We start from the raw sequence: 25,550 nt of genomic DNA on the forward strand, positions 1-25,550 counted from the left end.
GTCTGGGGGTCGGCTGTGAGTGCGGCGGTCGGGCCCCGCGCACCACAGCGAGTACCGAACGAGTCCACAGCGCAGACCCAGCTTCGCACCGCAGGGTTGACCGAGCAACGCGATCGCGGCATCGACGGCCCGCGATCGTCTTCGACGACAAGGAGTACGCGATGACGGAGTCCACCTCACAGCCGCCGGCCGGGCCCACCCCACACCCTCCGGCCGAGCCGGAACACACCTGGGGCGCACCGCAGACCCAGCCGGCCGCCACCTGGTCGACGAAGAAGTCGCTGGCCGCGGTCGGCATCGCCGCGGTGATCGCGGCGGCCGGGGGCGGCGTCGTCTACGCGGCCACTCATTCCGGCGGCAGTGAGCACGGCGGTCCAGGCGGTCCCGGGACCAGCTGGGGTGGTGGGCGCAATGCCTCGGGTCCCGGCGGTATGGGCATGGCGGACGCGAGCCTGCACGGCCAGTTCGTGATCTCCGACGGCAACGGCGGCTACACCACCGAGATCACCCAGACGGGCACGGTGACCGCGGTCTCGGACACCTCGATCACCGCCGAGAGCGCCGACAACTTCAGCCAGACCTACACGATTTCCGGCAACACCCAGCATTCGGACGTGAAAGTCGGTGACACCGTGCGCATTCAGGGTACGGAGGCGAACGGGACCGCGACCGCGACGGCGATCACGAGCGGCACCGAATCCGGTCGGACGGGTGGCCGCACGGGACGGTCGAGCCGCTTCGGCGGAATGGCGCAGGGCGGCGATCCGGGGCAGAACGGTCCCGGTCCGGATGGTGCGGCGCCCGGCCCGGGCGGCGGCCCCGGTATGGCCCCGCCAATGGACGGCGCTCCGAATCAGCCCAACGGCTGATTGCATACTCCGGCCGCCTGGCACACCTCTGGCAAACTGGGCGAATGGACAGCGATGCGGTGATCGTGCCCATGGGTCTGGGGCATTTGCGGCAGGTATTGGATCTGGGGCACGAGGTGTTCGACACCGACGTCAAGCCTTACACATCGTGGTCGTTGACGTCGGTGGCCGAGCACCTCGATTCGGCGGACAACGCCTGCTGGGTGGCCTTGGATTCGGATCGGGTGGTGGGATTCGTCCTCGGATCCATGGAATTCGAACTCCGGGACGACTGGGGATACCTCGAATGGGTCGCGGTGGCACCGGATATGCAGGGGCGCGGACTGGCGCGGCGACTGGTGGATATCTGTTCGGAGGCGTTGTTCGCGCGGGGAGCCCGGCGCATCGTGACCGACGTGGAGCAGAGCAACACCGCCTCGGCCACGTTGATGGCCCGCAGCGGATTCAGTCCGGCCGCCTCGGTCACCTTGTTCGTCCGCCCCAATCCCGCTGAGCCGGAACCGGATTCGGAGGCGCCGCTGCCGCCGATCGCACCGGGCGCCAAACGAGCCTTGATCCGGCGCGGCCGCCTCGCGGGCGACAACCGCGGCCCGCACTGAGCCCGCACACCGCCCGCACCAGGAAGTAGTTCAGGACCGGAATCAGCAGTTCCACCGGCGTCATGAGCACATAGAACCAATTGGGTTCCCCGCTCACCGCCCATGCCAGGATCCGGGCGAGTCCGCCGGCGAAGAAGACGGCGCCGAGCGCGTTGATCGCCGGCCCTCGGCGCTCCACATCGCGCGCACACCACGCCACGGCCACGCCGTAGGCGCCGAACACGACCGCGTAGAAGCGCATATCGGAATCGACGGTGGCGTTCACCGGTCCGCCGCCGATGATGCTGGCGGTACCGAATAACAAGTGCGCCAGCGCGATCCCCGCACAGACGAGCCCGAACACCAGTAGCCAGATCTGCAGCACTCGTCGCATGCCAACCCCTATTAGACGGTTGTTGAATAAGCTCCACGGTAGGCCGCTGCCCGGGTTCGCGTCAACACCGCACGCCTACGATGAGCAGATGCCGAGCCGACGCCGCCTCACGCCCGAGCAGCGCCGCGACGAATTGATGGACGTGGGCGCGCGATTGTTCGGCGAACGCTCCTACGACGAGGTCGCGATGGAGGACATCGCCACCCACGCCGGCGCCTCGCGCGCCCTGATGTACCACTACTTCCCCACCAAGGGGGAGTTCTTCGCGGCCATCTGGAAACGAGCGCACGATCGACTGCTCGCCGAACTGCGCATCGATCCCGAGGAGCCGGTGCGCACCGCCGTCTACCGGAGCCTGGTGGCGCATCTGGATTTCTACCGCGCCCACGTGCCACTGGTTCTCATCGCCAACCGCACCGCTCTGGCGGCCGATCCGGCGGTACGCGGACCGGTGGTCGAGGACCTGAACGCCCTGTGCGAGCGCGTCCTCGACGCATGTGGCGCCACAGGGCACACGCGCGAGGTGGCCGCCGCGGCGCTGACCGGATGGATCGCCTTCATCCGCGAGGTAGCCGTCGAATGGCTTGCCCATCAGCGCATTTCGCGCGACGAAGTGCTGCGGATGTGTATGGCGACCTTGGACGCCACGGCCGGTGCACAGCTCGATCTGACCGCGCCGCCGCGACGCTGAGGCGTCGGGGACTGGGCGAACCGCGGTCGCCTTATCGCTGGGAGAGCCGATCGAATATCGCACTGGCCGCGCCGAAGCCGAGTCCCGCCAGGCCCGCACACCAGACGAGGGCCAATGCGGCGCTTCCACCGTTCCCGCTCGAATTCAGCAGGCCGCGCACGGTGTCGACCACAGGTGTGGCGGGTTGATAGTCGGCGAAGCCACGCAGCCAGCCGGGCATGGTGGAGGTCTGCACGAACGCGCTGCTGATGTAGGGGATGAACATGATCGCGTAGGTCATCCCGCCGGCCGCTTCGGGATTCTTCGCCACCAGCCCGAGCGCGACCGCGATCCAGCAGATCGCCACCACGAACAGCACGATCATGGCCAGTGCGCCCAGCCAGCCCAGCGCGTCCGCGTGCGGGCGATAGCCGAGCGCTACGGCCACGGCCACCGCGATCGCGATGGCGGCGAGATTGCGCGCCACCCCCTCGCCGACATGCCCGGCGAGGATCGCCTGCCGGAACATCGGCAGCGTCCGGAACCGGTCGACACTGCCCCTGGTCATATCCGCCGAGACCGCGGTCGCGGTGATGGACGCACCGAAACCGGTGCACAACAACATGATTCCGGGCACCACGTAGTCGAGGTAGGAACCGCCGACGTCGATCGCGCCGCCGAAGACATAGGTGAACAGCAGCATCACCAGGATCGGCATGAGCAGCGAGATGATCAGCGTGTCCGGACTGCGCAGGGTGTGCCGGGCGCACCGGCGGAACATCACCGCCGAATCCGCGGCGATCATCCTCACCGGGCTGCCGCCTCGACGATATCGGCGGCATGCGCGGCGGTGCCCTCGGTGCGCAGCGTGGCCGCGAATTGCTGTGCGCGAGCGCGGCGTTCGGGTTCCAGCAGCGCGGTCACGCCGCGAACGAGTCGTTCGGTGGTGAGATCGGTGAAACGCAGATGGGCGCCTAGTCCGAGCCGGTCCACCTGCCCGCCCCACATCGGCTGTTCGAACGACACCGAGCACACCAGCGTCGGCAGGCCGGCACGCAGACTCTCGAACAACGTGCCGATCCCACCGTGATGCACCGCGGCCGCGCAGTACGGGAACACCAGGTCGTAGGCGAACGGGCCGACCACCTTCACCGTCGAATCACCCTGTGTGCGAGCGGTTTCCATACCGCTCCAGCCCGCACTCACCAATGCCCGCACGCCGAGCCGCCGCGACACCTCGCGCACCATGGCCAGCACGGCGGCGGGATCGCTGATCGGCATACTGCCGAATCCGAAGAACACCGGCGCCTCCCCCGCGTGCACCCAGGACAGGATGTCGGTGTGGTCGTCGCCGAGTTCGCCGACCGCATGCCGGGTCTGCTGATCCAGCGTCAGGAAACCGGTGAACGGGCGCCGGCCGTCCCATTGCGCCGGGAGTCCGGGCACCAGCGCCGGATCGTAGATCTGCACTTCGGGCACCCGCCGCCGCGCCAGCACCGCCGCGATACTCGCCCGCGACTTCGGCAGTCCGAGCATGCCGCGCAGATCGTTCAGATAGCGCATGAACACGATGCGCCGCAGATTCTCCGCCACCGTCCATGTCGCGCGGTTCACCGGCGCGGGCGGCGCCCAGCTCGCCGGCAGCGCACCCGGGAAGGGGTAGGCCCCGTTCGCCCGCGCCGGGTAGTAGTGCAGGCTCACCAGCGGCACATCCATCGCCTCGGCGACCGAGCAGGCGCGGTCCTCGGTGACGGTGCTGGCCACGATCAGGTCGGCGCCCGCGCACACCTCGACCACCTCGCGGTTCATCCGGTCGGCATAGTCGGCCATCTGCCGGGCGACCAGCTGCATCAGCCGCAGCGTATTGCCCGCGGCGAGGGCCCGCTGCCCCTCCTCGGAGCTGTAGAGCTGCTGTACGTCAGGCCCGCAGGCGCGCGCGGCGAGCCCCGCAGAGGTGGCGAAATCGACCAGATTCGGCGGCGCGCCCAGCACCACGTCATGGCCGCGGCGCCGCAATTCCAGCCCCAGGGCCAGCACCGGTTGCACGTCACCGCGGGTGCCGGTCAGCGGAATGGCGATTCTCATGTCGAGTTATCTCCCTTTTTCCCGAGAGCGCAACACTTTCGGCCGAGAAACCCGATGGGGACACTATGGGATATCGAACAACCGGGCGCGTGGGTAACGTGCCGGGCGTGCACATCGCCATGTTCATGGACTATCACCCGGCGACGCTGGGCGGGGTGCAGACCGCGGTGGCGGCATTGCGCCACGGCCTCGAACGCGCCGGCCATCGGGTGACGCTGTTCGCGGCGCCACTGTCGGGCGCGGCGATGCCGTCGGACGCGGAATCCGACGACGGGGTGGTCGAACTGGCTCCCCTGGCCGGCGCGGTGGTGAACGGCTTCCCGATGGTGCTGCCGACCGCGCCCAACGCCGCGCTGATCGATGCCGCCTTCGCCGCCCGCGGCCCCGTCGATCTCGTCCATACCCACACCACCTACGGTGTGGCGATCGCGGGGATGAAAGCCGCACGGCGGCACCGCCTTCCGCTGGTACACACCGCGCAGAGCCGTGACGACGCCTTCATCGAGCACACCGCACCGGCGCCCTACCTCTCGGCGCTCGCGCTGCGAATCCTGCACGGCCGCTTCGTCACCCATCCCACGCGGATGCCGCGGGGCACGCAGAGCCGGGCGGCCCGGCACGCGTGGCACACCATCGTGGGCCAGGGGCAGGCCGCCGACCGGGTCATCGCACCGACCCGCCATTTCGCGGATCTTCTGGTCGACCACGGCCTCACCCGGCCGATCCGGGTGGTCTCCAACGGCGTCGACGACGCACTGTTCGACGACCAGCGGTCCCCGGCCGCACGCGACGTCGGAGGCCCGCTGCGGTTGATCTGGTGCGGGCGGCTCTCTGCGGAGAAGCGCCTGCTCGAATCGATCGAGGCGGTGCGGCGCGTCCCGGACTGCACCCTCGACGTGTACGGCGAGGGCGAACTGTCCGCACGCGCCGCCGCAATGGTCGCCGAACAGGGGCTCTCGGATCGAATCACGCTGCACGGCAGGGTTTCTCAGCAGGAGTGCCTCGACGCCATGGCCGTCGCGGACGCCCTGCTGTTTCCGTCGTGGGGTTTCGACACCCAGGGCATGGTGCTGCTCGAAGCGATCGCCACCGGCCTGCCCGTGCTGTACTGCGATCCGGACCTGGCCGAATCCGTTCCGGCGGGCGGCGGTCTGCGCGCCGGCGACGCCTCCCCCGCGGCCTTGGCGGAGGCGATCGGCGTGCTGGTGAACGACCGCGGCAGGCTGCCGGCGATGCGTGCCGAGATGACCCGGCATCGTGATTCGGTGCGACAGTCCGGCCGCATCGACGCGATCGTCGAGGTCTACCGGCAGGCCCGGGCCGACATCGAGCCCGCCGCACCGCGGCCGGTGCCGCAACGGCTGTCCGATGTGCCGACCGCGCCCCGCGCCCTGCCGCTGATCGGTCACAGTCTGCGCGCCCTGCGCGACGCACCGGGTTTCGTGACCTCGCTCGCCGAGATCGGCCCGATCGTGCGCATTCGATTCGGCCGCAAGACCGGCTATGTGCTGACCACGCCGGAGCTGGTGCGCGAGGTCGGCCTCGGCGACGCGGAATTGAATCGCGACGATCTGCGGGAAGCGATCGCCGATGTGGCCGGCGGTTCGGTGAACGTGCTGCGCGGTGCCGAACACAAACTGCGCCGGCGCATGATCGCGCCCGCACTGCGGCAGAGCCGCCTCGCCGAATACACGGTCACCGCGGCCGAATTGGCCGACACCTGGTCGGCCGCACTGCCCGCCGGAGGCCGGATCGACCTGATGGACGAGGCGCACGGCCTGATCCTCGACACCGTGTCCTCGACCCTGTTCACCGCCGAATTCAGCGAGGCGGTCCGGCACCGGATTCGCGACAACGTGCCGTGGCTGCTGAGCCAGGTCATTCTGCGCACCGCCCTGCCGCCTCAGATCCGCCGTCTGCGGGTGATCGCGAATCGGCGCTGGGAGCGCAAGGCGCGCCACCTGCGGGCCGCGATCGGCGCCGCGATCACCGAGTATCGCCGCCGCGACGAGGATTTCAACGATGTGGTGTCGGCGTTGATCCGCCATACCGATCCCGAGACCGGCGCGCGACTGTCGGACGACCACATCATCGACGAGGCCATCCTGATGCTGGCCGGTGGGGTGGGGTCGATGGCCTCGCTCACCGGGTGGCTGTGGCACGAGGTGATGCGGCGTCCCGATATCGCCGTACGGGTGCGAGCCGAACTCGACGATGTGGTCGGCGCCGGACCGGTGCGCGCGGAACACATCGGCAAGCTCATCTACCTGAAACAGGTTGTCTCGGAAACTCTTCGGTTCTGGGGACCGTGGATCAGCGCCGGGAACGCGTCCGGGCCGGTGACCGTCGGCGGACTCACCATTCCCGACGGCACCGCCATCATGTTCAGCCCCTATCTGGTCCAGCACGACCCGCGCCACTTCCCGAATCCCGAGGCCTTCGATCCCGACCGCTGGTCGCCCGCCCGCACCGGCGAGATCGACAAGCAGGCGAACCTGTCCTTCGGTGTCGGTCGCCGGCGCTGCCTGGGCGACCACTTCGCGCTGCTGGAGATCACGCTCGCCTCGGCGGCGCTGCTGGCGCGGTGGCGGCCCGAGCCGGATCCGGCGTACGTCGTGCGGGCCTCGAACCGGGACTTCGTCCTCTCGCCGTCGGCGATTCCGGTGACCCTGTACCGGCGCTAGCGGCGGCGCAGCAGCACCCCGCGGATGAACGCCGCCTGCCCGGAATGCTGGATATCGTCGTCGACCACGCTGATCAGCCGCACGCCGAGGGTCACCGGCGGATCCCAGCGGGTGTCGACGATCCGGGGCAGGTCGGCGTCGGCGAGGGTGCGGACGTAGTCGACGGTGCGGTCGTGCACAGCGTCGTGATAGCCCAGCAGCAATTCGGCCGAGACACCGCCGAGGGCCGCCACCTCGTCCGGATCGTCGCCGTACCCGGTGGCCGACTCGTCGAAGGGCAGATCGAAGCGGCGCGACCAACCGGCCGTCGTCCACACCTGTTCGGTGCCGGCCACATCGGCGATGTGGTCGTCCTGCACGCGGGTCAGATGCCAGATCAGCCAGGCGATGGAATTGGCCCCCGGGTCCAGCCGCGCGGCCAGTTCCTCCTGGGTGAGCCCGGCGACCGCGCCGTGCACGTTCTCCTTGATCCGCCCGAAGGCGTCTACCAGCAGATCGGTGCTCGTCATGCTGGTATGCAAGCACACCGCACCGACAGTTCGGCGGAACCGGTGTGAATATGCCCGCTCACAAGGTGTTTCACCGCGATTCACCCGCCCGTCCCGCACCGGCGTGCCGAGAGTGGAAGACCGACAGAGAGTTCGGCATGTTCCTGCTACCCTGGTCGACAGTCCGGTTACGGATGTCCGGCCGGGCGGCTAACCAAGCCTCTTGTCCTACAACAGATGTGGGGTGACGCTGTAGGACCATACCGACAGCGGAATTCTTCGTCGCGCTCGACAGTTCATTCTCTGGAGTCACATCTTTTGACCACACCACGTTCTGCACTGTCCGCACTACCCGGCGCGGGCGGTCCCGCCACCTGCCCGGTCCAGCACATGGGCTCCCCGGTCGACACCGACGGTCCCCGGATTCTGCTGGACACACCGGAATTCGCCGCCGACCCGCACGGCACGTATCGGGAGATGCGCCGTCGCTACGGTTCACTGGTCCCGATCGAGCTGTCCCCCGGCGTCCCGGCCACGCTGGTGATCGGCTACCACACCGCGTTGCGAATCCTCAACGATCCCGAACACTTCCCGGCCGACCCCCGGGCGTGGCAGGACTCGATTCCCGAGGACTGCCCGGTGCGGCCGATGATGCAGTGGTATCCGAACGCGCTGCGCAATGCCGGCAATGTCCACCTGCGCTACCGGCAGGCGTATACCGCGGCCGTCGACGGTATCGATCTGCACGCGCTGCACAGCACGGTGGAGAAGATCGCGATCCCGCTGATCAACAGCTTCTGTGAGGCCGGATCGGCGGATCTGGTGTCGCAGTATGCCTTCCCCCTGGTCTTCGAATCGCTGAACCGCATGGTGGGCTGTTCGGCCGAGCTGGGTCAGCGTGTGGCCACCGGAATGGCGGCGCTGTTCGACACCGTGAACGCGGCCTGGGGTATGGAACATCTGAGCCAGGCGCTGATGGAGCTGATCCACCTGCGCCGCGCCGAGCCCGGCGACGACGTCACCTCGCGGCTGGCGCACCACCCGGCCAATCTCAGCGACGAAGAGATGCTCTACAACTTGATCAGCTTCTACGGTGCGGGCATCGAACCCCAGCAGAACCTGATCGCCAACACCCTGCTGCTGATGATCACCGACGAACGGTTCGGCGGCGGCATGCTCGGCGGCAGCCTCTCCACCCGCGACGCGCTGGACGAGGTTCTGTTCAAGGATCCGCCGATGGCGAACTTCTCGATCAGCTATCCGCGGCAGCCCATCCTGATCGACAACGCCTGGCTGCCCGCGCATCAGCCGGTCGTCATCAGCCTGTCCGCGTGCAACAACGATCCGGTCATCGCCGGCGGCGACCGCACCGGCAACCGCTCGCATCTGGCCTGGAGCGCCGGACCGCACGCCTGCCCGGCCCGTTCGGTGGCCTACCTGGTGGTGCAGGACGCGATCGACCAGCTGCTCGACGCACTGCCCGAGATGCGCCTGGCCATCGAGCCGAGCGAAATCACCTGGCGTCCCGGCCCGTTCCACCGTGCGATGGCAGCGCTGCCGGTCACCTTCCCCGCATCTCCTCCGTTGAATCTGGTGTAAGGAGCTTCCGATGAAGCAGGAACCACTGGTGCTCGATCTGACCGGCGCCGATATCCAGGCCGAGAACGAGCGCATCCGGGAACGTGGTCCCGTGGCGCTGGTGGAGTTGCCGGGCGGGGTGCCGGCCTGGTCGGTGACCGATGCGGTCGTGCTGAGGAATCTGCTGTCGGATCCGCGGGTGTCGAAGGATCCGCGTCAGCACTGGTCGGCCTATATCAACGGCGACATCAACGAGTCCTGGCCGCTGCAACCCTGGGTGGCGGCGCAGAACATGTTCACCGCCTACGGCACCGAGCACCGGCGGCTGCGCAAACTGGTCGCCCCGGCGTTCACGCATCGCCGCACCACCGCGATGCGTCCGCGGATCGAGGCGATCGTGGCGGATCTGCTCGAACGGTTGAGCGCGACCGCGCCGGGCGAGGTCGTGGACCTGCGCCCGAATTACGCCTACCCGGTGCCGATCCGGGTGATCAGCGAACTGCTGGGCGTGCCCGACCATCTGGACTCGGCCATCCACGCCTGTGTCGACGGCTTCTTCGACACCTCGTTCACACCGGAGCAGGCGCAGGCGAACTTCATCGAAATGGGCCGCCTGATCGGCGAACTGGTGTCGTTCCGGCGGGAGAATCCGGGCGACGACATCACCAGCGTGCTGATCGCGACCCGCAACGAGGACGGCGCCCAGCTCTCGGAGACCGAACTCGTCGACACCCTGATGCTGGTGATCAACGCCGGCCACGAGACCACGCTCAACCTGATCGACCAGGCCATCGTGGCACTGCTCAGCCATCCGGAGCAGCGCGCCGACGTGGTCGAGGGCCGGGTGCCGTGGGCGGAGCTGGTCGAGGAGACGCTGCGCTATCAGGCGCCGGTGGCGCATCTGCCGCTGCGGTACGCCGTCGAGGACATCGAGGTCGGCGAGATCCGGATCCCGAAGGGTGAGGCGATTCTCGCTTCCTACGGTGCGGCCTGCCGCGATCCGAAGGTGCACGGCGAGACCGCCGCCGAGTTCGACGTACACCGGGCGAACAAGGAACATCTGGCCTTCGGCCACGGTGCGCACCACTGCCTCGGCGCTCCCCTGGCACGGATGGAGGCCTCGATCGCGCTGCCGGCGCTGTTCGAACGCTTCCCGGATCTGCGGCTCGCGGTCGATCCGTCCGAGCTGAAGCCGCTGGGCAGTTTCATCTCCAACGGGCACATCTCGGTACCGGTGTACCTGCGATAGTTTCAGCGGGTTCCGCGCCGGCACATCGGCGCCGGCGCGGAACCCGAGATCTCGTCCGGGTAGTGCCCACACGGGAGGTGAAACGATGGCGTATTCGGCCGTGCTGAACCTGTCGCATCCCCTGTCCGCGGAAGTCGTGTCGGTGTTTCCCGGCGATCCCGCGCCGCGGATCGATACCATCGCCACACTCGACGAACACGGCTTCCATCTGCGGGCGGTCACCGTCGGCGAACACACCGGAACCCATTGGGGCGCACCGGCCCACTTCACCGCCGGTGCGGCGACGGCCGATCGGCTCGCCCCCGAGGATTTCGTCCTGCCCGGCGTCCGCATCGATATCAGCGCGCGGGCGGAACACGATCGCGATTACGCGCTCACGGTCGACGATCTGCTCGAATGGCAGCAACGGCACGGCCCCTTCCCTGCCGAGGCCGCCGTCCTCCTGCACACCGGCTGGGAAAAATACTGGGGCACCGACGATTTCGCGTCTCTCGATGCGCAGGGCCGCATACATCACCCCGGTTTCTCGGTGGCTGCGGTGCACTGGCTGCTCGACCACGGCGTGCTCGGCCGGCGCGGCGCCCTCGGCACCGACGCCTTCAGCCCCGAGATCGGCATCGACGACACCTTCCGGGTATCGAGGCTGTTGTACCGCGAACACCGCCTCAGTCTCGAAATCCTCGCCCACCTGGCTGATCTGCCGGACCGCGGCTTCACCGTCGTCGTCGGCGGATTCGTCACCGAGGGCGGCTCTGGGTCACCGGCGTCGATATACGCGTTGATCGGATCCTGAATCGCCGGTGGTGGCGGCACGGCCTCGGGTCGCCCGGCGGATTCGCTCACCGTAGCGGTTCGAGAACTCGCTCCACCAATGCGGTGTCGCAATATTCGGTCACCTCGAGCAACTGCCCGGCCTCGACCCGGAAGACGAAGCAGTAGTACTGGTCGTACGGCTCGCCGCGGACCGTCGTGGCAGCGCTGTGGGCCTGCACGATCACCCGGTCACCGTCGGCATGCACGGCGTCCGCGCTGATTCGATACTCGGTGAACTGCGCCATCAGCGGGCGCAGAAGGTCCTGCACGGCAGCCGTTTTCGGTTCCCAGGTGCCCGACCACGACCAGTGTCCGGGGAAGGTCCAGCGAAATTCCGGAGCCATCGCATCGCTCAGCGCCCGGGTCTCGCCGGCGGCCATCCGGTCGAAGATGTCGCGCACCAGCGCTCTGTTCTCGTTCACACTCACACAGCCGACGCTAAACACGACCTACCCATGCGACAAGCGATGATCTCGCATCTCTGATATCAGTATTTCGCATGGGTGAGTTCACGATCCTCGGGTTGCGTGTCGTGCGCGAGGCCGCCCGCTGCGGCTCGTTCTCGGCCGCCGCGGACCGGCTGGGCTATACCCAATCCGCGGTGTCCCGGCAGATTTCGCTGATGGAACAGGCCGCGGGGCATCCGCTGTTCGACCGGCTGGCGCGCGGCGTCACACCGACCGCCGCCGGGCAGATCGTGGTCCGGCACGCCGAAGCGGTGCTGGCCGAACTCGACAGCACCCGCGATCAACTGGATCGCCTGACCGCGGGACCGCCCGCGACCGTGCGTGTCGGCGCGTTCTCGACCGCGATGGCCGCACTGGTGCCGCGAGCGGTGGCAGCGACGTCGGCGCGGGTGCCGCTGCGCGAGGGCACCACTGCCCGCCTGCTCACCGCGGTGGCACGCGGCCGGCTGGACCTGGCCGTCGTCACCGAGACCGGCACGCTCGCCGCCGATATGGAGGTGGAAGTGCTGCTCGACGATCCGCTGCTGGTCGCGGTGCCGTCGAACCACCGGCTGGCCGGGCGGATCAGTGCGGCTCCGGCGGAATTTCGTGACGAACGCTGGATCGCGGGCAGTACCGAGCGCGACAGCACCCTGCTGGGCGCGTGGCGCGATTCCCGGCACGAACCCGATATCGCCTTCGTCGCGCGGGATTGGATCGCGAAACTGGGTCTGGTCGCGGCGGGTTCGGGCATCACCGTCGTGCCCGGTATCGCGGCGCCGGCGGTGCCCGCGAATATCGCGCTGGTCAGGATCGATCACCCGGCCGCGGTGCGTCCCACCCGGGTGGTGCGGATGGCACCGAGCGCAGCGACGCGAGGAGGACAGCGCGCAGCGACTCGGGGAGAACAGAGCGCAGCGACGCGAGGGGCGCAGAGCACCGCACCCTCGGCGGCGACCGATGCGTTCATCGAGGCGTTGCGCGATAGCGCGGCAGCCCTCACCAGCGAGATGCGGGGGCGGCTGCGCCCGAACCCCGCGGGTTCGCGAACGAACTCGCCGCCGTAGCCCGAGCTGCGCTCGCCGCGCAGAAACCGTTGTCCGTCAACGGAATCGGTCGCGATTGCGGTCGCACCAGTCGGCGAAGGTACGCGGTGGGCGGCCGAGCAACCGCCGCACCGTATCGGTCCGCAGGCCGACGGTGTCGGCGCGCATCAGCGTGAATCCCTCCAGGATCGCTGCCGCCAGGGCCGGTGGCGCCCCCTGGGGATAGCGGGAGCGGACGGCCTCCTCGGCGGTGGTGGCGGTTTCGACCGCGATCGGGCGGCCGATCGCGCCGGCCAGCACCGCGACCTGTTCTCCGATGGTGAAGGTTTGCTCACCGGTGAGGCAGTAGGTGGTGTCGTGTCCCGGCTCGGTGAGCGCGATCGCCGCCACCGCCGCGATATCGGCGGGGTCGATCGGCGCGTAGCGTCCGGGACCGGTCGGATCGAATACCGGCCGGCCGGCGCGGATATCGGGCGCCCATTCCAGGGCATTGGTCATGAATCCGCCGGGGCGCAGGATCGTCGCGGAAATGCCCGAGCTACCGACGATGTCCTCCCGTTCGTGGTGCCAGCGCCCCATGGCCGGCATCGGATCGCCCAGCACGTTGTACGACGACACCAGCACCAGATGCCGGATCCCGGCGTGCCGCGCCGCCATCACCGCATGCCGCGCGGGCTCCACCGCGAGTCCCGGAACGAGCAGGAACAGCGAGTCGATCCCCGCACACGCCGCTCGCAACGTCGCCGGGTCCGTCAGGTCGCCGACCACGCGTTCGGCGGAGGACGGGAGATCGGCGGCGCGCGCCGGGTCCCGGACGAACAAGCGCATCGCCGCACCCGTTCTGTCGAGTTCGGCCACGAGCTCTCGGCCGATATGTCCGGTCGCGCCGGTTACCAGTATCATTTCACTCCAATCGTTAGCCGCCTATCGACAAACATTAGGCGGCTAATGAAATCTCGTCAATCGACGATCTCCGAAGAACGAACGCGGGCCGCGACACCCATCCGGTTCCCAGGGCGAATCGGTCCGCCGGTGACAGCCGGGTCGTAGCGTGAGCGCATGCGCGCGCTCGTGTTCTCGATGTGGGCCTCGGTGGTGTTCGTGGTGGTCTCGCTGGCGTGGGGGCTCGCGGCGGGATCGCAGATGATCGTGTTCGACGGGTTGTATTCCCTTGTGGGCGTGGCGCTTTCGGCGGTGTCGGTGGGGGCGCAGCGAACCGTCGCGAAGGGGGCCGACGCGTCGTATCCGTGGGGGCGCGAGACCTGGGAGCCGATTGCCATCGTGGTGCGCTCGACCGCCCTGGGCGGACTGTGCGTCTACGGATCGGTGAACGCCGTGCGGGAGATCCTGCACGGCGGCCGGGCCGTCTCGGCCGTCTCCGCCCTGGCGTACGCGATCACCGCGTCACTGCTCAGCGTGCTGGTGGCCCTGGTGTTGTGGCGGGCCGGACGCTCCGGTTCGGGGCTGGTCCGCGCGGAGGCCGCCGAATGGGGCGGCGACGCCGCGTTCAGTCTGATCACCCTGGCCGGATTCGGCGCGGCGGTAGCATTGGAGGCCGCGGGCCGCGACGACATCGCGCGCTACGTCGACCCCGCGCTGGTGATCATCGTGTCCCTGGCCTATCTCTGGATCCCGATCCGGCTGTTCCGCTCCGCTTTTCGCGAAATTCTCACCATGGCCGCCCCGCACTCGGTGGTCACCGATGTCGAGCGGCTGTGCGACCGGGTCCGCGCCGACCACGGCTTCGCCACATCCTTCGTTCGCGCCTCCACCGTGGGCAGCCGCCTCGATCTGGAACTCGCCTTCGTCCTCGATCCTCGGACCCCCGAACGCACCGTCGAATCCTTCGACGCCATCCGCGCCGATATCGACGCCCAGCTGAATGCCCGGAACTACCACCACTCGACGTCGGTGGTGTTCACCGCGGATCGCCAATGGGTGGAGTGGGCGCGCTGAGCGGCTCGCGTCCGGCGCAACCGCTCCGGTGTAGCGCCGATCATGCTGTCTCCTCGACGTTTTCGACGTAGCGGCGGAACGGGACGAGCGCCTCCTCACCCAGATGCGGTCCCGAGACGGCGATCTCGGCATCACTGGCGGCGACAACCTCCGCGCAGCCGAGGGCGAACCGCGGATGCCCGCCGATGATCGCGGTGAAGTCGGCTTCCGCGGCGGCGAAGACGATGCGGGCGACACCGGCCCACACCAGCGCGGCACTGCACATCGGGCACGGTTCTCCACTGGCGTAGACGGTGGCGCCGGCCGCGGCGGGCCCCGCGGCGTCGAGTGCGGTGAGTTCCGCATGTGCGGTGACCACACCGGAGGTGGCGACCTCGTTGCGCCCCTCGGCGACGACCGTTCCGTCCGCGGCCACGAGTACGGCGCCGAACGGGCGGTTGCCCCGGCGGCCGGCCTCCTCGCCGAGGGCGATCGCCCGGCGCAGGTTCTCGCTGTCGTGCTTCATCGCTGTCCTCGCTTCGATCGGCTGCGCGGGTGCTATCGCCAGCATGCCGAACAGGACCGATAGTGTCCAAGACACCGTCCCCATCATCGCCATTGGCGCGATCTATAGTTGGCCGATGGAGTTGCGCCACATCCGGTATCTGCTGGCCGTCGCCGACCACGGCAACTTCACCCGCGCCGCGGAATCCCTGCACATCTCGCAGCCGACGCTGTCGCAACAGATCAAACAACTCGAGCGGGTGCTGGGCGTGGTACTGCTCGACCGCTCCGGCCGCACGGTCCGGCTGACCGATGCCGGGCAGGCGTATGCGCGCCATGCCCGGCTCGCACTGCGCGATCTGGAGGCCGGCGAACGCGCGGTGCACGACGTCCAGGATCTGTCCCGCGGCCATCTGCGGGTGGCGACGACGCCGACCTTCACCGCCTATCTGATCGGACCGCTCGTGCACCGGTACCGCTGCGAGCATCCGGGGATCAGCCTCACCATTCGCGAGACGACCCAGGATGCGATCGAGGCGGATCTGCTCGCCGACCGGCTCGATCTCGGGATCGCCTTCGCCGGCGCGCACGCCGCGGGGGTCGAGCACACCGCGCTGTTCACCGAGAAACTCGGCCTGGTCGTCGGCTCGGACCATCCGTTCGCCACTGCCGCGCAACCACTGTCGGCGGGGGCGCTGGCCGGCATTCCGCTGGGGCTGCTGAGTGCGGATTTCGCCACCCGGCTGCACATCGACCGATACTTCGACGAATGCGGCGTCGCTCCGGATATCGCGGTCGAGGCGAATTCGATCAGCGCGCTGCTGGAATTCGTCCGGCGCGGATCCCTCGCCACGGTCCTGCCCGACGCGATCACGCGGGCACATGCCGATCTGCACCCGATAGCCCTGGACCCTCCCCTGCCGATCCGCACGGTGGAGTTACTGCGCCGCCACACCGCCTACCACTCGGCCGCCGCCCGCGCGTTCACCAGCGCGATCCACGCGACCGCGCAAGATTATTGATCGCAACTATAGTTACGATCCGATACAAGTATTGGACCCTATAGCTACTGGTCATGCAGGCTGGTCTCAGTCCCCCAGCCACTCCGAACGGAGCGCTTCATGCATGACCTCACCACCGGCGTCACGCACTTCCGCGACGCCGTCTTCCCCGCCAAGGCGGAGTTGTTCGCCCAGCTCATCACGACGCATACGCCCGGCACCCTGTTCATCGGCTGCTCCGACGCACGCGTCGTGCCCGAACTGATCACCAGCAGCGAACCCGGTGAGCTGTTCGTCGTGCGCACCGCCGGCAATCTCGTCCCCGCGTACGGGCCGGGCGCCGACGGCGTGGCGGCCAGTATCGAATACGCCGTCGCGGTGCTGGGCGTCGAACGCATCGTGGTGTGCGGACACTCCGGCTGCGGGGCGATGACGGCGCTGGCCGAACGCCACGATCTCAGCACGATGCCGACCGTCGCCGCCTGGCTGCGGCATGCCGATGCCGCCGCGGCCCGCCCGGGCTCGGAGGCGATCGCGTCGTTGATTCGCGCGAATGTCGTTGCTCAGCAAGCGAATCTGGCCACCCACCCGGCGGTGGCGCGGGCGTTGTCGACCGGCGCCGTCACCGTCGAAGGCTGGGTCTTCGACATCAGTACCGGCACCGTCACGGTGATCGATCCGGCCGGATCCGACCGGACCCTCGCCGCCTGAAACCCCTTGTGCCGCCGTGTGATACGGCGGACCGAAGAAAGGAGAACCCTATGGTGCACGCACAATTCGATCCGGGCGCCCGCCAAGCGCTGGCCGTGACGGCGGTCGAGGCCAAGATCGCCAAGGATCTCACCTGGCAGCAGATCGCCGACGCCGCCGGGTATTCGACGGCCTTCGTGACCGCGGCGATCCTCGGGCAGCACCCCCTGCCGAAACAGTCCGCGGAGGCCGTGGCCGAGCTGCTAGGGCTGGGCGACGAGGCCGCGGCGCTGCTGCAGACCATCCCGACCCGCGGGTCGATTCCGGGTGGCGTGCCGACGGATCCGACGATCTACCGCTTCTACGAAATGCTGCAGGTGTACGGCACCACGCTCAAGGCGCTGGTCCACGAGCAGTTCGGCGACGGCATCATCAGCGCCATCAACTTCAAGCTCGACGTGCGCAAGGTGCCCGATCCGGAGGGCGGCGAACGCGCCGTGATCACGCTGGACGGCAAGTACCTGCCCACCAAGCCCTTCTGAGCACCCACTTCTCGAACACGACTCATCAAGGAGTGCAATGGATTTCGCGCAACGCACCATCGACTTGGCCCGCCGCAACGTCGAGGAGGGCGGTCGGCCGTTCGCGACGGTCATCGTCAAGGAGGGGGAAATTCTCGCCGAGAGCCCCAACCTGGTCGCGCAGACCTCCGACCCGACCGCACACGCGGAGATCCTCGCGATCCGCCAGGCCTGCACCACCCTCGGCACCGAACATCTGACCGGAACCACGATCTACATCCTCGCCCTGCCCTGCCCGATGTGCCTGGGCGCGCTCTACTACTGCTCCCCCGACGAGGTCGTCTTCCTCACCACCCGCGAGGCCTACGCTCCGCACTACGTCGACGACCGGAAGTACTTCGAGCTGAACACCTTCTACGACGAATTCGCAAAGCCGTGGGATCAGCGCCGACTGCCGATGCGCCACGAATCCCGCGACGATGCGGTCGACGTCTACCGCCGCTGGCAGGAACGCAACAACGGCGAGCGCCGGGTGGCGGAAGCGCCGACGGCCGAGTGAATCAGTGCGGCCGCGGTACGGGCGGTGCGAACTCGGGGATCTCCCACATCGCCTGGCCGACGGCGAGCACGCCGCGGGCGGGAAGGGCGACATCGCCGATGCGCGGGTTCGTGTCCAGCCGGGTGGGACGTCCGAGATCGCGGCCGTCGAGGGTCGCCGCCGACCGCGCGACGAAATACATCTGCTGGGGCATGAGTGTTCCCGTGTGACCGCTGGGCATGACGCCGGTCATCGGGAGCCGGCCCAAACCCAGTGCGGCAGCGGCCTTCTCCCGGGCGCGGACCAGCGGACGCCACCGCCAGGTGATCAGCGGCATACGCTTCCCGGCGGCGTTGAGCGCGCGCAGCGCCGGCGTGTCGTATGCGGTCAGGGTCCATTCCAGAGCCGGCCGGTCGACGGTGACCCGCAGGGAGGCCGGACCGGTCCATGCCACGGTGATCGTGGCGAATCCGGTGTAGGTGCAGGCCGGGCCGTAGTAGCGGGGGCAGGCGGTCTCGAGCCGGTCACCGTCGACGAAGATCGACCAGCGGCCTTCCGGATCGCGGTGCCATACCGTGACGTAGGGGCCGAAGTCGTTCTCGGGGAAGACCCGGAGGGCGAGCACGTGGCCGCTGTCGAACGGAAGGCCGAAAACACCCCAGCCCTTGACGTATTCGTGGTCCGGCCACGGCGCCGAGCCCCGCCGCCGCGGTAGATCGGTCAACCGGGATGCCAGATCGAGTGTGGCTGTCGACATTGCGAAACCTCGATTCGTGCGTCGTTCGTCCTACGAACGCTAGGCGCGACGCGAGTCCCTGTCGTCGGGTGTTCTCCCGACAAATGCCGGTCAACCTGCGACGGGAATGGCACGCTCCACGATCGTGCGCACCAGTTCCGCGGCCCGCCGCTCATCGAAAATGCCGGGGAGCGTGAGCCGTTCGAGGATGAGCCAGTTCAGGGCGAGGTACAGCAGCACCACGGCGTCCTCGTCGCCGGGCAGCTGCGACTCCCGGAAGTTGGCGATGTTGAAGTCCAGGTCGGCGCGGACTCGCTCGGTCAGCAGCGCCTGCAATTCGGGACGGCGGGTGGCCTCCAGCCGCAGTTCGAGAATCGCGAGATAGCCGGTGCGGAAATGGAAGACACGCTCGACCACCTCGGTCATGAGTTCGGTCATGCTCTCGCGGGTCTGCGGTCCGCGCGATTTCGCCATCGCTTCCTCGCTCGGGATCAGCCGCTCGTAATAGCGGTTGCCGACCTGAACGAGCAGCGCGTCCCGGTTGGGGAAGTAGTTGGACGCCGTTCCCGCCGGGACTCCCGCCTCCTGATCCACCGCCCGGAAGGTCAGTCCGCGTGCCCCCTCCCGGGCCAGAACCTCGATCGACGCGTCCAGCAGAGCCTGCCTGCGTTCGGGATTCGTGCGCACCACTTGACACCACTCCATCTGTAGTACTACGGTTCAAAACACTTCGATCAGAGTACTACACCTGAGGCGGTACCGATATGCGAAAGCAACGCAGCACCTTCCCGGCCCAGGCCGATCAGCGGCGCTTCATCACGCGTCCCGTGCCTCCGCGCACGGTCACCCAGTCCAAGCGCGGCTGGCCCCCGCACGGCAGGCACGGGGCGCGGTAGCGCACGACAGTGCCAGGTGTCCGAATCGTTCGACCGGCCGGAAACGGCCGGAATGGGAGTGGAATGCAAACCGACGTGATCATCGTGGGCGCGGGCCCCACCGGCCTGATGCTGGCCGCCGAACTGCGGTCGGCCGGCGTCCGGCCGCTGGTGCTGGAACGGCAACCGCGCCCTCGCGACACTCCGAAGGCCGGTGGGCTCGGCGGGCAGATTCTCGAATTGTTGCGCTACCGCGGCCTGCTGGACCGGTTCGAATCGGCCTGCACCGATCCGATTCCGGCGCCGCGGTTCCCGTTCGGCGGTATCCATGTCGACCTGACCTCGCTCGACGAATCTCCGCTGCACGCCTTGCCGCTGCCGCAGCAGCAGCTCGAGCGGCTACTCGGCGAACGCGCCGGTGAACTCGGCGTCGACATCCGGCGCGGACACCGGGTGCGGGACGTGACGCAGGACGCCGACGCGGTCACCGCGCAGGTGCAGGGCCCGGACGGGACATACCGGGTGACCGCCCGCTATCTGGTGGGCTGCGACGGCGCCCGCAGCGGAGTTCGCGACATGGCCGGAATTCCTTTTCCCGGCACCGTCTATCCGGAGGACCGGATGTCGCCCCGAGCTGGAGCAGCGCCGCCACCGGCTGGCCTGCCGCGATCTGGTGATGCGCACCATGTTCGCGCTCGCCGAGGGCGTCCAGCGAAACCTGCACTACCCGATCGCCCCGGAGTGGGATTTCTACCGCGACAGCCGAGTCACAGGCGCACTGATGTTCGGCAAGCTCCAACTTCTCGACAGCGCGGACGGCACCATCGGTCCCCGGCATCCCGCCGCTGACACCTTCCGAGCGTTGGCACGTCTGCTCGATGGCGCCACCGGAGTCCGGCAGCTCACCGACACCGGACATCCCGGGCTGTATCTGTTTGCGATCGAGCGTCGACGCGACACACCGGCATTGGTGGTCTGGCAGCGCCGCGACGTAGCCGACCAGGACCCTCCACCCATCGAATTCTCCTGGGTATGGCCGTATTCCGGCGCGCATGCCTTCGATGCCGAATCCGTTCGCGCGCCCGTCGCCGTCGCCGAGGGCCTACTGCGGGTATCGGTCGGCTCGACACCGCTGTTCATCGACAGCGCAGTCGACCGATGACCGCAGCACGGGTGAACCGATGAAAAACGGTCCCGGAACCAGTGGTTCCGGGACCGCACTCCCTAGTAGCGGGGACAGGATTTGAACCTGCGACCTCTGGGTTATGAGCCCAGCGAGCTACCGAGCTGCTCCACCCCGCGTCGGTATGTTCAACCCTACGCAACCGGCCGGAGAAAACCAAAACGCCTGGTGGCGGCCCATGAATCGCCCGGACTACCGACCTCGCTCAGTAGTCGACCAATTCGATGGCGTTGGCGGCCTCGGCTAGCGGTTTGGTGATCGGCCGCAGCGCCAGGCCTTTCCACGGCAGGTGTCGCAGCAGGCGCAACATCGTGGTTTGCATGCGGATGGCCCGAGTGCTGCCCGCCACCATGCCGGTTGCGTTGTTCCAGCCGAGGGTGAGGTTACGTTCGACGTACCCACCCGCCCTGCGTCGATAGGCGTCGAATCCGGCCTCGTGCGCCCCGGCCGCCGATTTCAGTTCTCCCGCCAGCACATACGCACCCACAAGGGCCATGCTGGTGCCCTGTCCCGACAGCGGTGACGGGCAGTACGCAGCGTCTCCGACGAGCGCCACTCGACGATCCGCCCAATTCTCGAGATGGATCTGACTGACCGAATCGAAGTAGAAGTCCGGTGAATCGGCCATCGCCCGCACCAGCGTCGAAGTCTCCCAGCCGCCGTCGGCGAACGCTTCGGCGACCACCCTGCGCTGCGCGGCGACGTCTCGGCGGTCCGGCAGCTGTCCGGGCGCGGGGAAGATGAACTGCACTTTGGCCGTGCTTTCGTGGGTGCTGTACATCTGGACGATCCGGCCGGGAGTCGGGTGGAGCAGCTCCCAGTGATCGAGATTCAGATAGTTCGGCACCGTGATCACGCACGCCATGGTCCCGGTGTGCCGCACGAACTCGTCCTCGGGCCCGAAGGCGAGGCGACGCACCGTCGAATGCAGGCCATCCGCGCCGATGACCAGGTCGAACATCTGAGGTTCGGCGTGCCGGAAGCGGACCGCTACGCCGTTGTCGTATTGCGTGAGGTCGGTGATCGAATCGCCGAAGCGGTACTCCACATCGCCCTTCGTGGCATCGAACAGGATACGGGCCAGATCGCCGCGCAGGACCTCGTCGTCGCCCGGATTGCGCAGCCCGATCAAATCGGCGTCCAGGGTAGCCAGCGGCTTACCGGCAGCGTTCACCCATGCGCCGCCGCGAATGTCCGTGGAGGCGCGGCGAATCTCGTCGAGCAGACCCATCCGCTGGATCACCTCCATAGCCGCACCACGTATGTCGACCTTGTAGCCGCCCTCACGCAGTACCGGCGCCTGCTCCACGACGGTTACGGTGAATCCGTACCGGGCGAGCCAGTAGGCCAGGGCGGGGCCGGCGATGCTCGCACCGGAGATCAGAACGGTTTTGTTGGCCAATGGCGATGTCGAAGTCATGAACAGAGCCTCGCCGGAACCGCTCACCAACCACGCACCGTCGGCTCACCACGGCTCACCGAGCAGATCGAGAAGCCGGTCGGCGGAGATTTCGGCACCGCGGCGCCGGGCCGCCCGCAGACGGTCCTCGCCCAGACTCGCGCCGCATTCCGCCGCGATCCGGGCCAGTTCCGTGGCGCCCGAGGCGGATACGCCACGCAGATGCTCGGCCACCCCGACCAGCTCGGCGGCGCGTTCGACATTCCGGGTCCGTGCTGCGGTCTGCGCGATGCCCGCGACCGCATCGGCTGCTACCGGTCGATGCCCTACCGACCACGCCACCTCGAAAGCGGCGCGGTGGAAGGAAACGGCTTGCTCCACATCACCTTCCGAGCACGCGATGCGGCCCAGACCGATGAGGGACCGCGCCCGTGCCTCGGCCGCGGCCACCGTCCCTTCCGGACATATCGTCAGAGCCCGGTGGTAGCGGTCCCGGGCCTGCTCGTGATCTCCCGCGCCCCTGGCCAGATCCGCCAGCCCGCGAATCGCATTCGCGCGCAGGTCGCGCGCACCGGCCACGCAGGCCAGCCGTTCCGCCTCCCGGTAGGACTCGCTCGCGAGTTCGTTCGAGCCCGCGAGGCAGGCGAGTACATCACCGCGGCGGTTGAGCAGGTCGGCGTTGTCGGCAACCGTATTCAGCTCGGTGACCATGGCGACGGCCTCGTCGAGATAGTCGAGGGCAGTGTCGAATTCGCCGCGCAAAGTCGCGATGGTGGCGAGTTTGTCGAGGGTCGAGCCGATAGCCCAGCGATCGCCGGCGGCGCGAAAACCTTCCACGGCGGTACGGAATTCGGGCTCGGCGGCGAGCGGATTGCCGTCCATCAGCAGGCGCAGGCCGGCGCCGAGACCAGCGAAGGCCTGCGACCATCGGTCCGGTCCGAATTGCGGTTCGCCGTCGAGAAACCCGCCCGCCAGCGCGAGCAGCAATACCACGAACGGTCGGCGCAGCGGACCGTCCACCGCGGCCAGAGCGGTTGCCGCGTTTTCGATCTCGGGTATCGGCCGGGCGCCGGCACGGGCGGCCACCGCGACGCATAAGGCATATTCCTCGGGATCCGCGGCCGGATCGGCAGACGCCAGCACACCGCGCACCGGCTCGGCGACGTTCTCGAGCCGCCCGCTGAGCCACCAGTACCACGCCGCGGCAGCTGTCAGTCGCAGTGCCAGGGTGGGCATCGACCGCGCCGACCAGGCCAGCGCCGCTTGCAGATTGGCGTTCTCGGCATCCAGCCGAGCGAGCCAGTCCAGCTGTTGCGCACCCCGCAGCAACGGATCGGCGCGTTCGGCGAATTCTGTGAAGTACCGAGCGTGCGCACCACACAGCGCGTCACGTTCCCCCGATTCGATCGCGCGCTCCAGCGCGAACTCCCGGATCGTCTCCAGCATGCGGTAGCGGCCCCCGCCGAATTCCAGCAGCGACTTCTCGACCAGTGCCGGAAGCAGTTCATCGGCGTCGTCCATCTCGCAGACGCGCCGCACCGCCGTCATGGTCGCACCACCGGCGAACACGGTGAACCGTTGGGCGAGTAGCCGTTCGGCCGGATCGAGCAGTTCCCAGCTCCAGTCGACGACGGCGCGAAGGGTGCGGTGCCGCGGCGCCGCAGTGCGCTCACCACGGCCCAGCAGCCGGAATCGGTCGCCGAGCCGCGCATCGATCTCGGTCAGACTCAGCGAGCGCAACCGTGCAGCCGCCAATTCGATCGCCAGCGGCAGTCCGTCCAGTCGTGCGCAGATCCGCCGGACCGCGCCGATGGTTCCGGCGTCGAGGACGAAATCCGGGCAGGCGGCGACGGCGCGATCAGCGAACAACCGGACTGCCGGCCCGGACAGTTGTCCGGGCGCGTCGGCTTCGGCCACCGCCAGCTGTCCGAGCGGAAACACCTTTTCGCCGGTGATGCGCAGGGCCTCACGACTGGTGGCCAGCACGCGGAGTTCAGGGCAGGCGCGCAACAGGTGATGGACCACGTCGGCGACCTCGGCGATCACGTGTTCACAGTTGTCGACGATGACCAGCATCGGCCGGTCGGCCAGGATGGCGACCACGCGATCCTGGGGTTCGACGGTGTGCGGGCCCGCGGTACGGCCGCCGAGGGCGTCGGCGACGGCTCCGATCACCTGGGCGCCGGCAGCAAGCGGGGTCAGGTCCACGAAGCATGTCTCACCCGATTCGCGACGGCCTGCCTCTACGGCCAGCCTCGTCTTCCCGGTCCCGCCCGGTCCGACCACCGTCACCAGCCGCGTCGACGCAAGTAGCCGAAGCAGCCGAGCCAGCTCGTCGTCGCGGCCCACGAAGCTGGTGAGTTGCGCGGGCACGGGGGTTGTGCCGGAGCTCTGGAGGGAATGCGCCCGCAGGATGGCGAGGTGCGCCTCGGCCAGTTCCGGAGAGGGATCGGTGCCGAGTTCCTCGGCCAGCAGGCGCCGGCCGTCCTCGAACACTTCCAACGCGGCGGCCTGGCGCCCGGTGGCATACAAACCGTGCATGAGCAAAGCTCGCGCGCGTTCACGCAACGGATGCGTGGCAAGCAGGTCGGGCAGCTCCGACGCGACAGCATGGTGGTCACCCAGAGCCAGCGCGGCCTCGGCGCGATCTTCGACGGCCGCGCAGCGCTGATCGTCGAGCCGCGCGGCCCACGCCGGCGCGAACGGCGCGTCCAGCACATCGGCCAGCGCCGGACCGCGCCACAGTCTCAGCGCCGCGTCGAGGGTGGTTGCGGCCGCAGCGAAATCCTTGTCGCACAACGACTCTCGCCCCTGTTCGGCCAGACGTCGGAACCGATGCGCGTCGACGGCGGCCGCATCGACAGCGAGCCGATACCCGGCACCCGACGATTCGACGGCCACACCGCCCGCACGCAACGCCCGTCGCAACCGCGACACCTGGGACTGCAGCGCGTGCGCCGCATCCCCCGGCGGGTTTTCCCCGTAGAGACCATCGATCAACCGATCCCTGCCGATGGTCCGTCCGGCCTCCAACGCGAGCAGAGCCAGCAACGACCGCACCTGCGGTCCCCCGACCGCGACCGGAGTCCCGTCCTCATGATGCACCGCGACCGAGCCGAGAATTCCGAACCGCACGATCTGGAGTATGCCCTGCGATGAATCCGGTGAGCACCGCACTGCGCCTGCCGGACACCGCCCGCGACATATTCGATCGCCTGGTTCCCAACGGGTACCGGAATCCGTGGCACGCCTGAAGCCAGGCCCGGTG

Annotated in this window: 25 protein-coding genes, 1 tRNA gene and 1 pseudogene; 15 read left to right on the top strand and 12 right to left on the bottom strand. The window is 68.5% G+C overall.

Annotated features, from left to right (window positions below; all coding sequences use genetic code 11):
- The first annotated feature begins 161 nt into the window (after positions 1–161).
- Together C8258_RS29780 and C8258_RS29785 are read left to right on the top strand one after the other, a co-directional pair.
- Positions 162–869, top strand: a complete 708-nt coding sequence (locus C8258_RS29780) for a hypothetical protein (protein ID WP_106957977.1) — start codon at positions 162–164, stop codon at positions 867–869.
- Positions 870–913: 44 nt separating this feature from the next.
- Positions 914–1,468 carry a GNAT family N-acetyltransferase gene (locus tag C8258_RS29785; RefSeq protein WP_063010448.1) on the top strand — a complete coding sequence of 185 codons (555 nt, stop codon included), beginning with the start codon at positions 914–916 and terminating at the stop codon, positions 1,466–1,468.
- A gap of 31 nt (positions 1,469–1,499) precedes the next feature.
- Here the strand turns inward: C8258_RS29785 and C8258_RS29790 are convergent.
- Positions 1,500–1,841, bottom strand: a pseudogene (locus C8258_RS29790) (DUF4345 domain-containing protein); the annotation flags it as partial.
- 88 nt (positions 1,842–1,929) lie between these two features.
- Here C8258_RS29790 and C8258_RS29795 point away from each other — a divergent pair.
- A complete protein-coding gene (locus C8258_RS29795; RefSeq protein ID WP_106957978.1) occupies positions 1,930–2,532 on the top strand; it encodes a TetR/AcrR family transcriptional regulator in 603 nt (200 codons plus the stop codon).
- 31 nt (positions 2,533–2,563) lie between these two features.
- Here the strand turns inward: C8258_RS29795 and C8258_RS29800 are convergent, their stop codons facing one another.
- Both C8258_RS29800 and C8258_RS29805 read right to left on the bottom strand, forming a co-directional pair.
- A complete protein-coding gene (locus C8258_RS29800) occupies positions 2,564–3,316 on the bottom strand; it encodes an ABC transporter permease (RefSeq protein WP_106957979.1) in 753 nt (250 codons plus the stop codon).
- Between the two features lie 2 nt (positions 3,317–3,318).
- Entirely contained in the window at positions 3,319–4,596 is a 1,278-nt protein-coding gene (locus C8258_RS29805; protein WP_106957980.1) for a glycosyltransferase, read from the bottom strand.
- Positions 4,597–4,661: 65 nt separating this feature from the next.
- Here C8258_RS29805 and C8258_RS29810 point away from each other — a divergent pair, with 65 nt between their 5' ends.
- Positions 4,662–7,280 carry a cytochrome P450 gene (locus C8258_RS29810; RefSeq protein WP_233225432.1) on the top strand — a complete coding sequence of 873 codons (2,619 nt, stop codon included), beginning with the start codon at positions 4,662–4,664 and terminating at the stop codon, positions 7,278–7,280.
- On the opposite strand, the gene C8258_RS29815 is transcribed toward C8258_RS29810, so the two are convergent.
- Positions 7,277–7,789 carry a DUF664 domain-containing protein gene (locus tag C8258_RS29815; RefSeq protein WP_063001749.1) on the bottom strand — a complete coding sequence of 171 codons (513 nt, stop codon included), beginning with the start codon at positions 7,787–7,789 and terminating at the stop codon, positions 7,277–7,279. The two genes, C8258_RS29810 and C8258_RS29815, sit on opposite strands and share 4 nt — an antisense overlap.
- Positions 7,790–8,158: 369 nt before the next feature.
- On the opposite strand from C8258_RS29815, the gene C8258_RS29820 reads away from it, so the two are divergent.
- The 3 genes from C8258_RS29820 to C8258_RS29830 all read left to right on the top strand — a co-directional run bounded on the left by C8258_RS29820 (position 8,159) and on the right by C8258_RS29830 (position 11,388).
- Positions 8,159–9,367 (top strand): cytochrome P450, encoded by a 1,209-nt coding sequence (locus C8258_RS29820; protein WP_051025498.1) that lies wholly within the window; start codon positions 8,159–8,161, stop codon positions 9,365–9,367.
- Positions 9,368–9,377: 10 nt separating this feature from the next.
- Positions 9,378–10,595: a cytochrome P450 gene (locus C8258_RS29825; RefSeq protein ID WP_106957981.1), complete on the top strand. Its 1,218-nt coding sequence runs from the start codon at positions 9,378–9,380 to the stop codon at positions 10,593–10,595.
- Positions 10,596–10,680: 85 nt separating this feature from the next.
- A complete protein-coding gene (locus C8258_RS29830; RefSeq protein WP_106957982.1) occupies positions 10,681–11,388 on the top strand; it encodes a cyclase family protein in 708 nt (235 codons plus the stop codon).
- Positions 11,389–11,434: 46 nt separating this feature from the next.
- Here C8258_RS29830 and C8258_RS29835 read toward each other — a convergent pair whose 3' ends face one another.
- The gene (locus C8258_RS29835; RefSeq protein WP_106957983.1) at positions 11,435–11,836 is read right to left on the bottom strand and encodes a nuclear transport factor 2 family protein; all 402 of its coding nucleotides are present in this window, start codon (positions 11,834–11,836) and stop codon (positions 11,435–11,437) included.
- Between the two features lie 71 nt (positions 11,837–11,907).
- Here C8258_RS29835 and C8258_RS29840 point away from each other — a divergent pair, with 71 nt between their 5' ends.
- On the top strand, positions 11,908–12,921 hold the full coding sequence (locus C8258_RS29840) for a LysR family transcriptional regulator (RefSeq protein ID WP_106957984.1): 1,014 nt from the start codon (positions 11,908–11,910) through the stop codon (positions 12,919–12,921).
- Positions 12,922–12,957: 36 nt separating this feature from the next.
- Here the strand turns inward: C8258_RS29840 and C8258_RS29845 are convergent, their stop codons facing one another.
- Positions 12,958–13,803, bottom strand: a complete 846-nt coding sequence (locus C8258_RS29845) for an NAD(P)H-binding protein (RefSeq protein WP_106957985.1) — start codon at positions 13,801–13,803, stop codon at positions 12,958–12,960.
- A 156-nt stretch (positions 13,804–13,959) separates the two neighbouring features.
- Here C8258_RS29845 and C8258_RS29850 point away from each other — a divergent pair, with 156 nt between their 5' ends.
- Positions 13,960–14,856, top strand: a complete 897-nt coding sequence (locus tag C8258_RS29850; protein ID WP_106957986.1) for a cation diffusion facilitator family transporter — start codon at positions 13,960–13,962, stop codon at positions 14,854–14,856.
- A gap of 40 nt (positions 14,857–14,896) precedes the next feature.
- Here the strand turns inward: C8258_RS29850 and C8258_RS29855 are convergent, their stop codons facing one another.
- Positions 14,897–15,361 (bottom strand): nucleoside deaminase, encoded by a 465-nt coding sequence (locus tag C8258_RS29855; RefSeq protein ID WP_106957987.1) that lies wholly within the window; start codon positions 15,359–15,361, stop codon positions 14,897–14,899.
- Between the two features lie 115 nt (positions 15,362–15,476).
- On the opposite strand from C8258_RS29855, the gene cynR reads away from it, so the two are divergent.
- The 4 genes from cynR (at position 15,477) to C8258_RS29875 (ending at position 18,110) form a co-directional block, all read left to right on the top strand.
- Positions 15,477–16,361, top strand: coding sequence for a transcriptional regulator CynR (gene cynR / locus C8258_RS29860; protein ID WP_106957988.1), 885 nt, complete (start codon positions 15,477–15,479; stop codon positions 16,359–16,361).
- Positions 16,362–16,460: 99 nt separating this feature from the next.
- Positions 16,461–17,051 carry a carbonic anhydrase gene (locus C8258_RS29865; protein WP_106957989.1) on the top strand — a complete coding sequence of 197 codons (591 nt, stop codon included), beginning with the start codon at positions 16,461–16,463 and terminating at the stop codon, positions 17,049–17,051.
- Between the two features lie 50 nt (positions 17,052–17,101).
- The gene (cynS, locus tag C8258_RS29870; protein ID WP_106957990.1) at positions 17,102–17,572 is read left to right on the top strand and encodes a cyanase; all 471 of its coding nucleotides are present in this window, start codon (positions 17,102–17,104) and stop codon (positions 17,570–17,572) included.
- A gap of 37 nt (positions 17,573–17,609) precedes the next feature.
- Entirely contained in the window at positions 17,610–18,110 is a 501-nt protein-coding gene (locus tag C8258_RS29875) for a nucleoside deaminase (protein ID WP_106957991.1), read from the top strand.
- Between the two features lies 1 nt (position 18,111).
- Here C8258_RS29875 and C8258_RS29880 read toward each other — a convergent pair whose 3' ends face one another.
- Positions 18,112–18,846 carry a hypothetical protein gene (locus C8258_RS29880; protein ID WP_199195897.1) on the bottom strand — a complete coding sequence of 245 codons (735 nt, stop codon included), beginning with the start codon at positions 18,844–18,846 and terminating at the stop codon, positions 18,112–18,114.
- Between the two features lie 90 nt (positions 18,847–18,936).
- The gene (locus tag C8258_RS29885) at positions 18,937–19,515 is read right to left on the bottom strand and encodes a TetR/AcrR family transcriptional regulator (RefSeq protein WP_036504349.1); all 579 of its coding nucleotides are present in this window, start codon (positions 19,513–19,515) and stop codon (positions 18,937–18,939) included.
- Positions 19,516–19,784: 269 nt separating this feature from the next.
- Here C8258_RS29885 and C8258_RS29890 point away from each other — a divergent pair, with 269 nt between their 5' ends.
- Together C8258_RS29890 and C8258_RS29895 are read left to right on the top strand one after the other, a co-directional pair.
- Positions 19,785–20,549, top strand: coding sequence for an FAD-dependent monooxygenase (locus C8258_RS29890; RefSeq protein WP_199195898.1), 765 nt, complete (start codon positions 19,785–19,787; stop codon positions 20,547–20,549).
- Between the two features lie 13 nt (positions 20,550–20,562).
- The gene (locus tag C8258_RS29895; protein ID WP_106957992.1) at positions 20,563–20,862 is read left to right on the top strand and encodes a hypothetical protein; all 300 of its coding nucleotides are present in this window, start codon (positions 20,563–20,565) and stop codon (positions 20,860–20,862) included.
- A gap of 66 nt (positions 20,863–20,928) precedes the next feature.
- Here C8258_RS29895 and C8258_RS29900 read toward each other — a convergent pair.
- From C8258_RS29900 to C8258_RS29910, 3 genes are all read right to left on the bottom strand, one after another.
- Positions 20,929–21,002, bottom strand: a tRNA-Met gene (locus C8258_RS29900).
- An 86-nt stretch (positions 21,003–21,088) separates the two neighbouring features.
- Positions 21,089–22,303 (bottom strand): FAD-dependent monooxygenase, encoded by a 1,215-nt coding sequence (locus tag C8258_RS29905; protein WP_106958000.1) that lies wholly within the window; start codon positions 22,301–22,303, stop codon positions 21,089–21,091.
- Positions 22,304–22,348: 45 nt separating this feature from the next.
- On the bottom strand, positions 22,349–25,417 hold the full coding sequence (locus C8258_RS29910; protein ID WP_158271329.1) for a BTAD domain-containing putative transcriptional regulator: 3,069 nt from the start codon (positions 25,415–25,417) through the stop codon (positions 22,349–22,351).
- Positions 25,418–25,550: the final 133 nt, after the last annotated feature.

The organism is Nocardia sp. MDA0666 (assembly GCF_003023875.1).
GTDB classification, from domain to species: domain Bacteria; phylum Actinomycetota; class Actinomycetes; order Mycobacteriales; family Mycobacteriaceae; genus Nocardia; species Nocardia aobensis.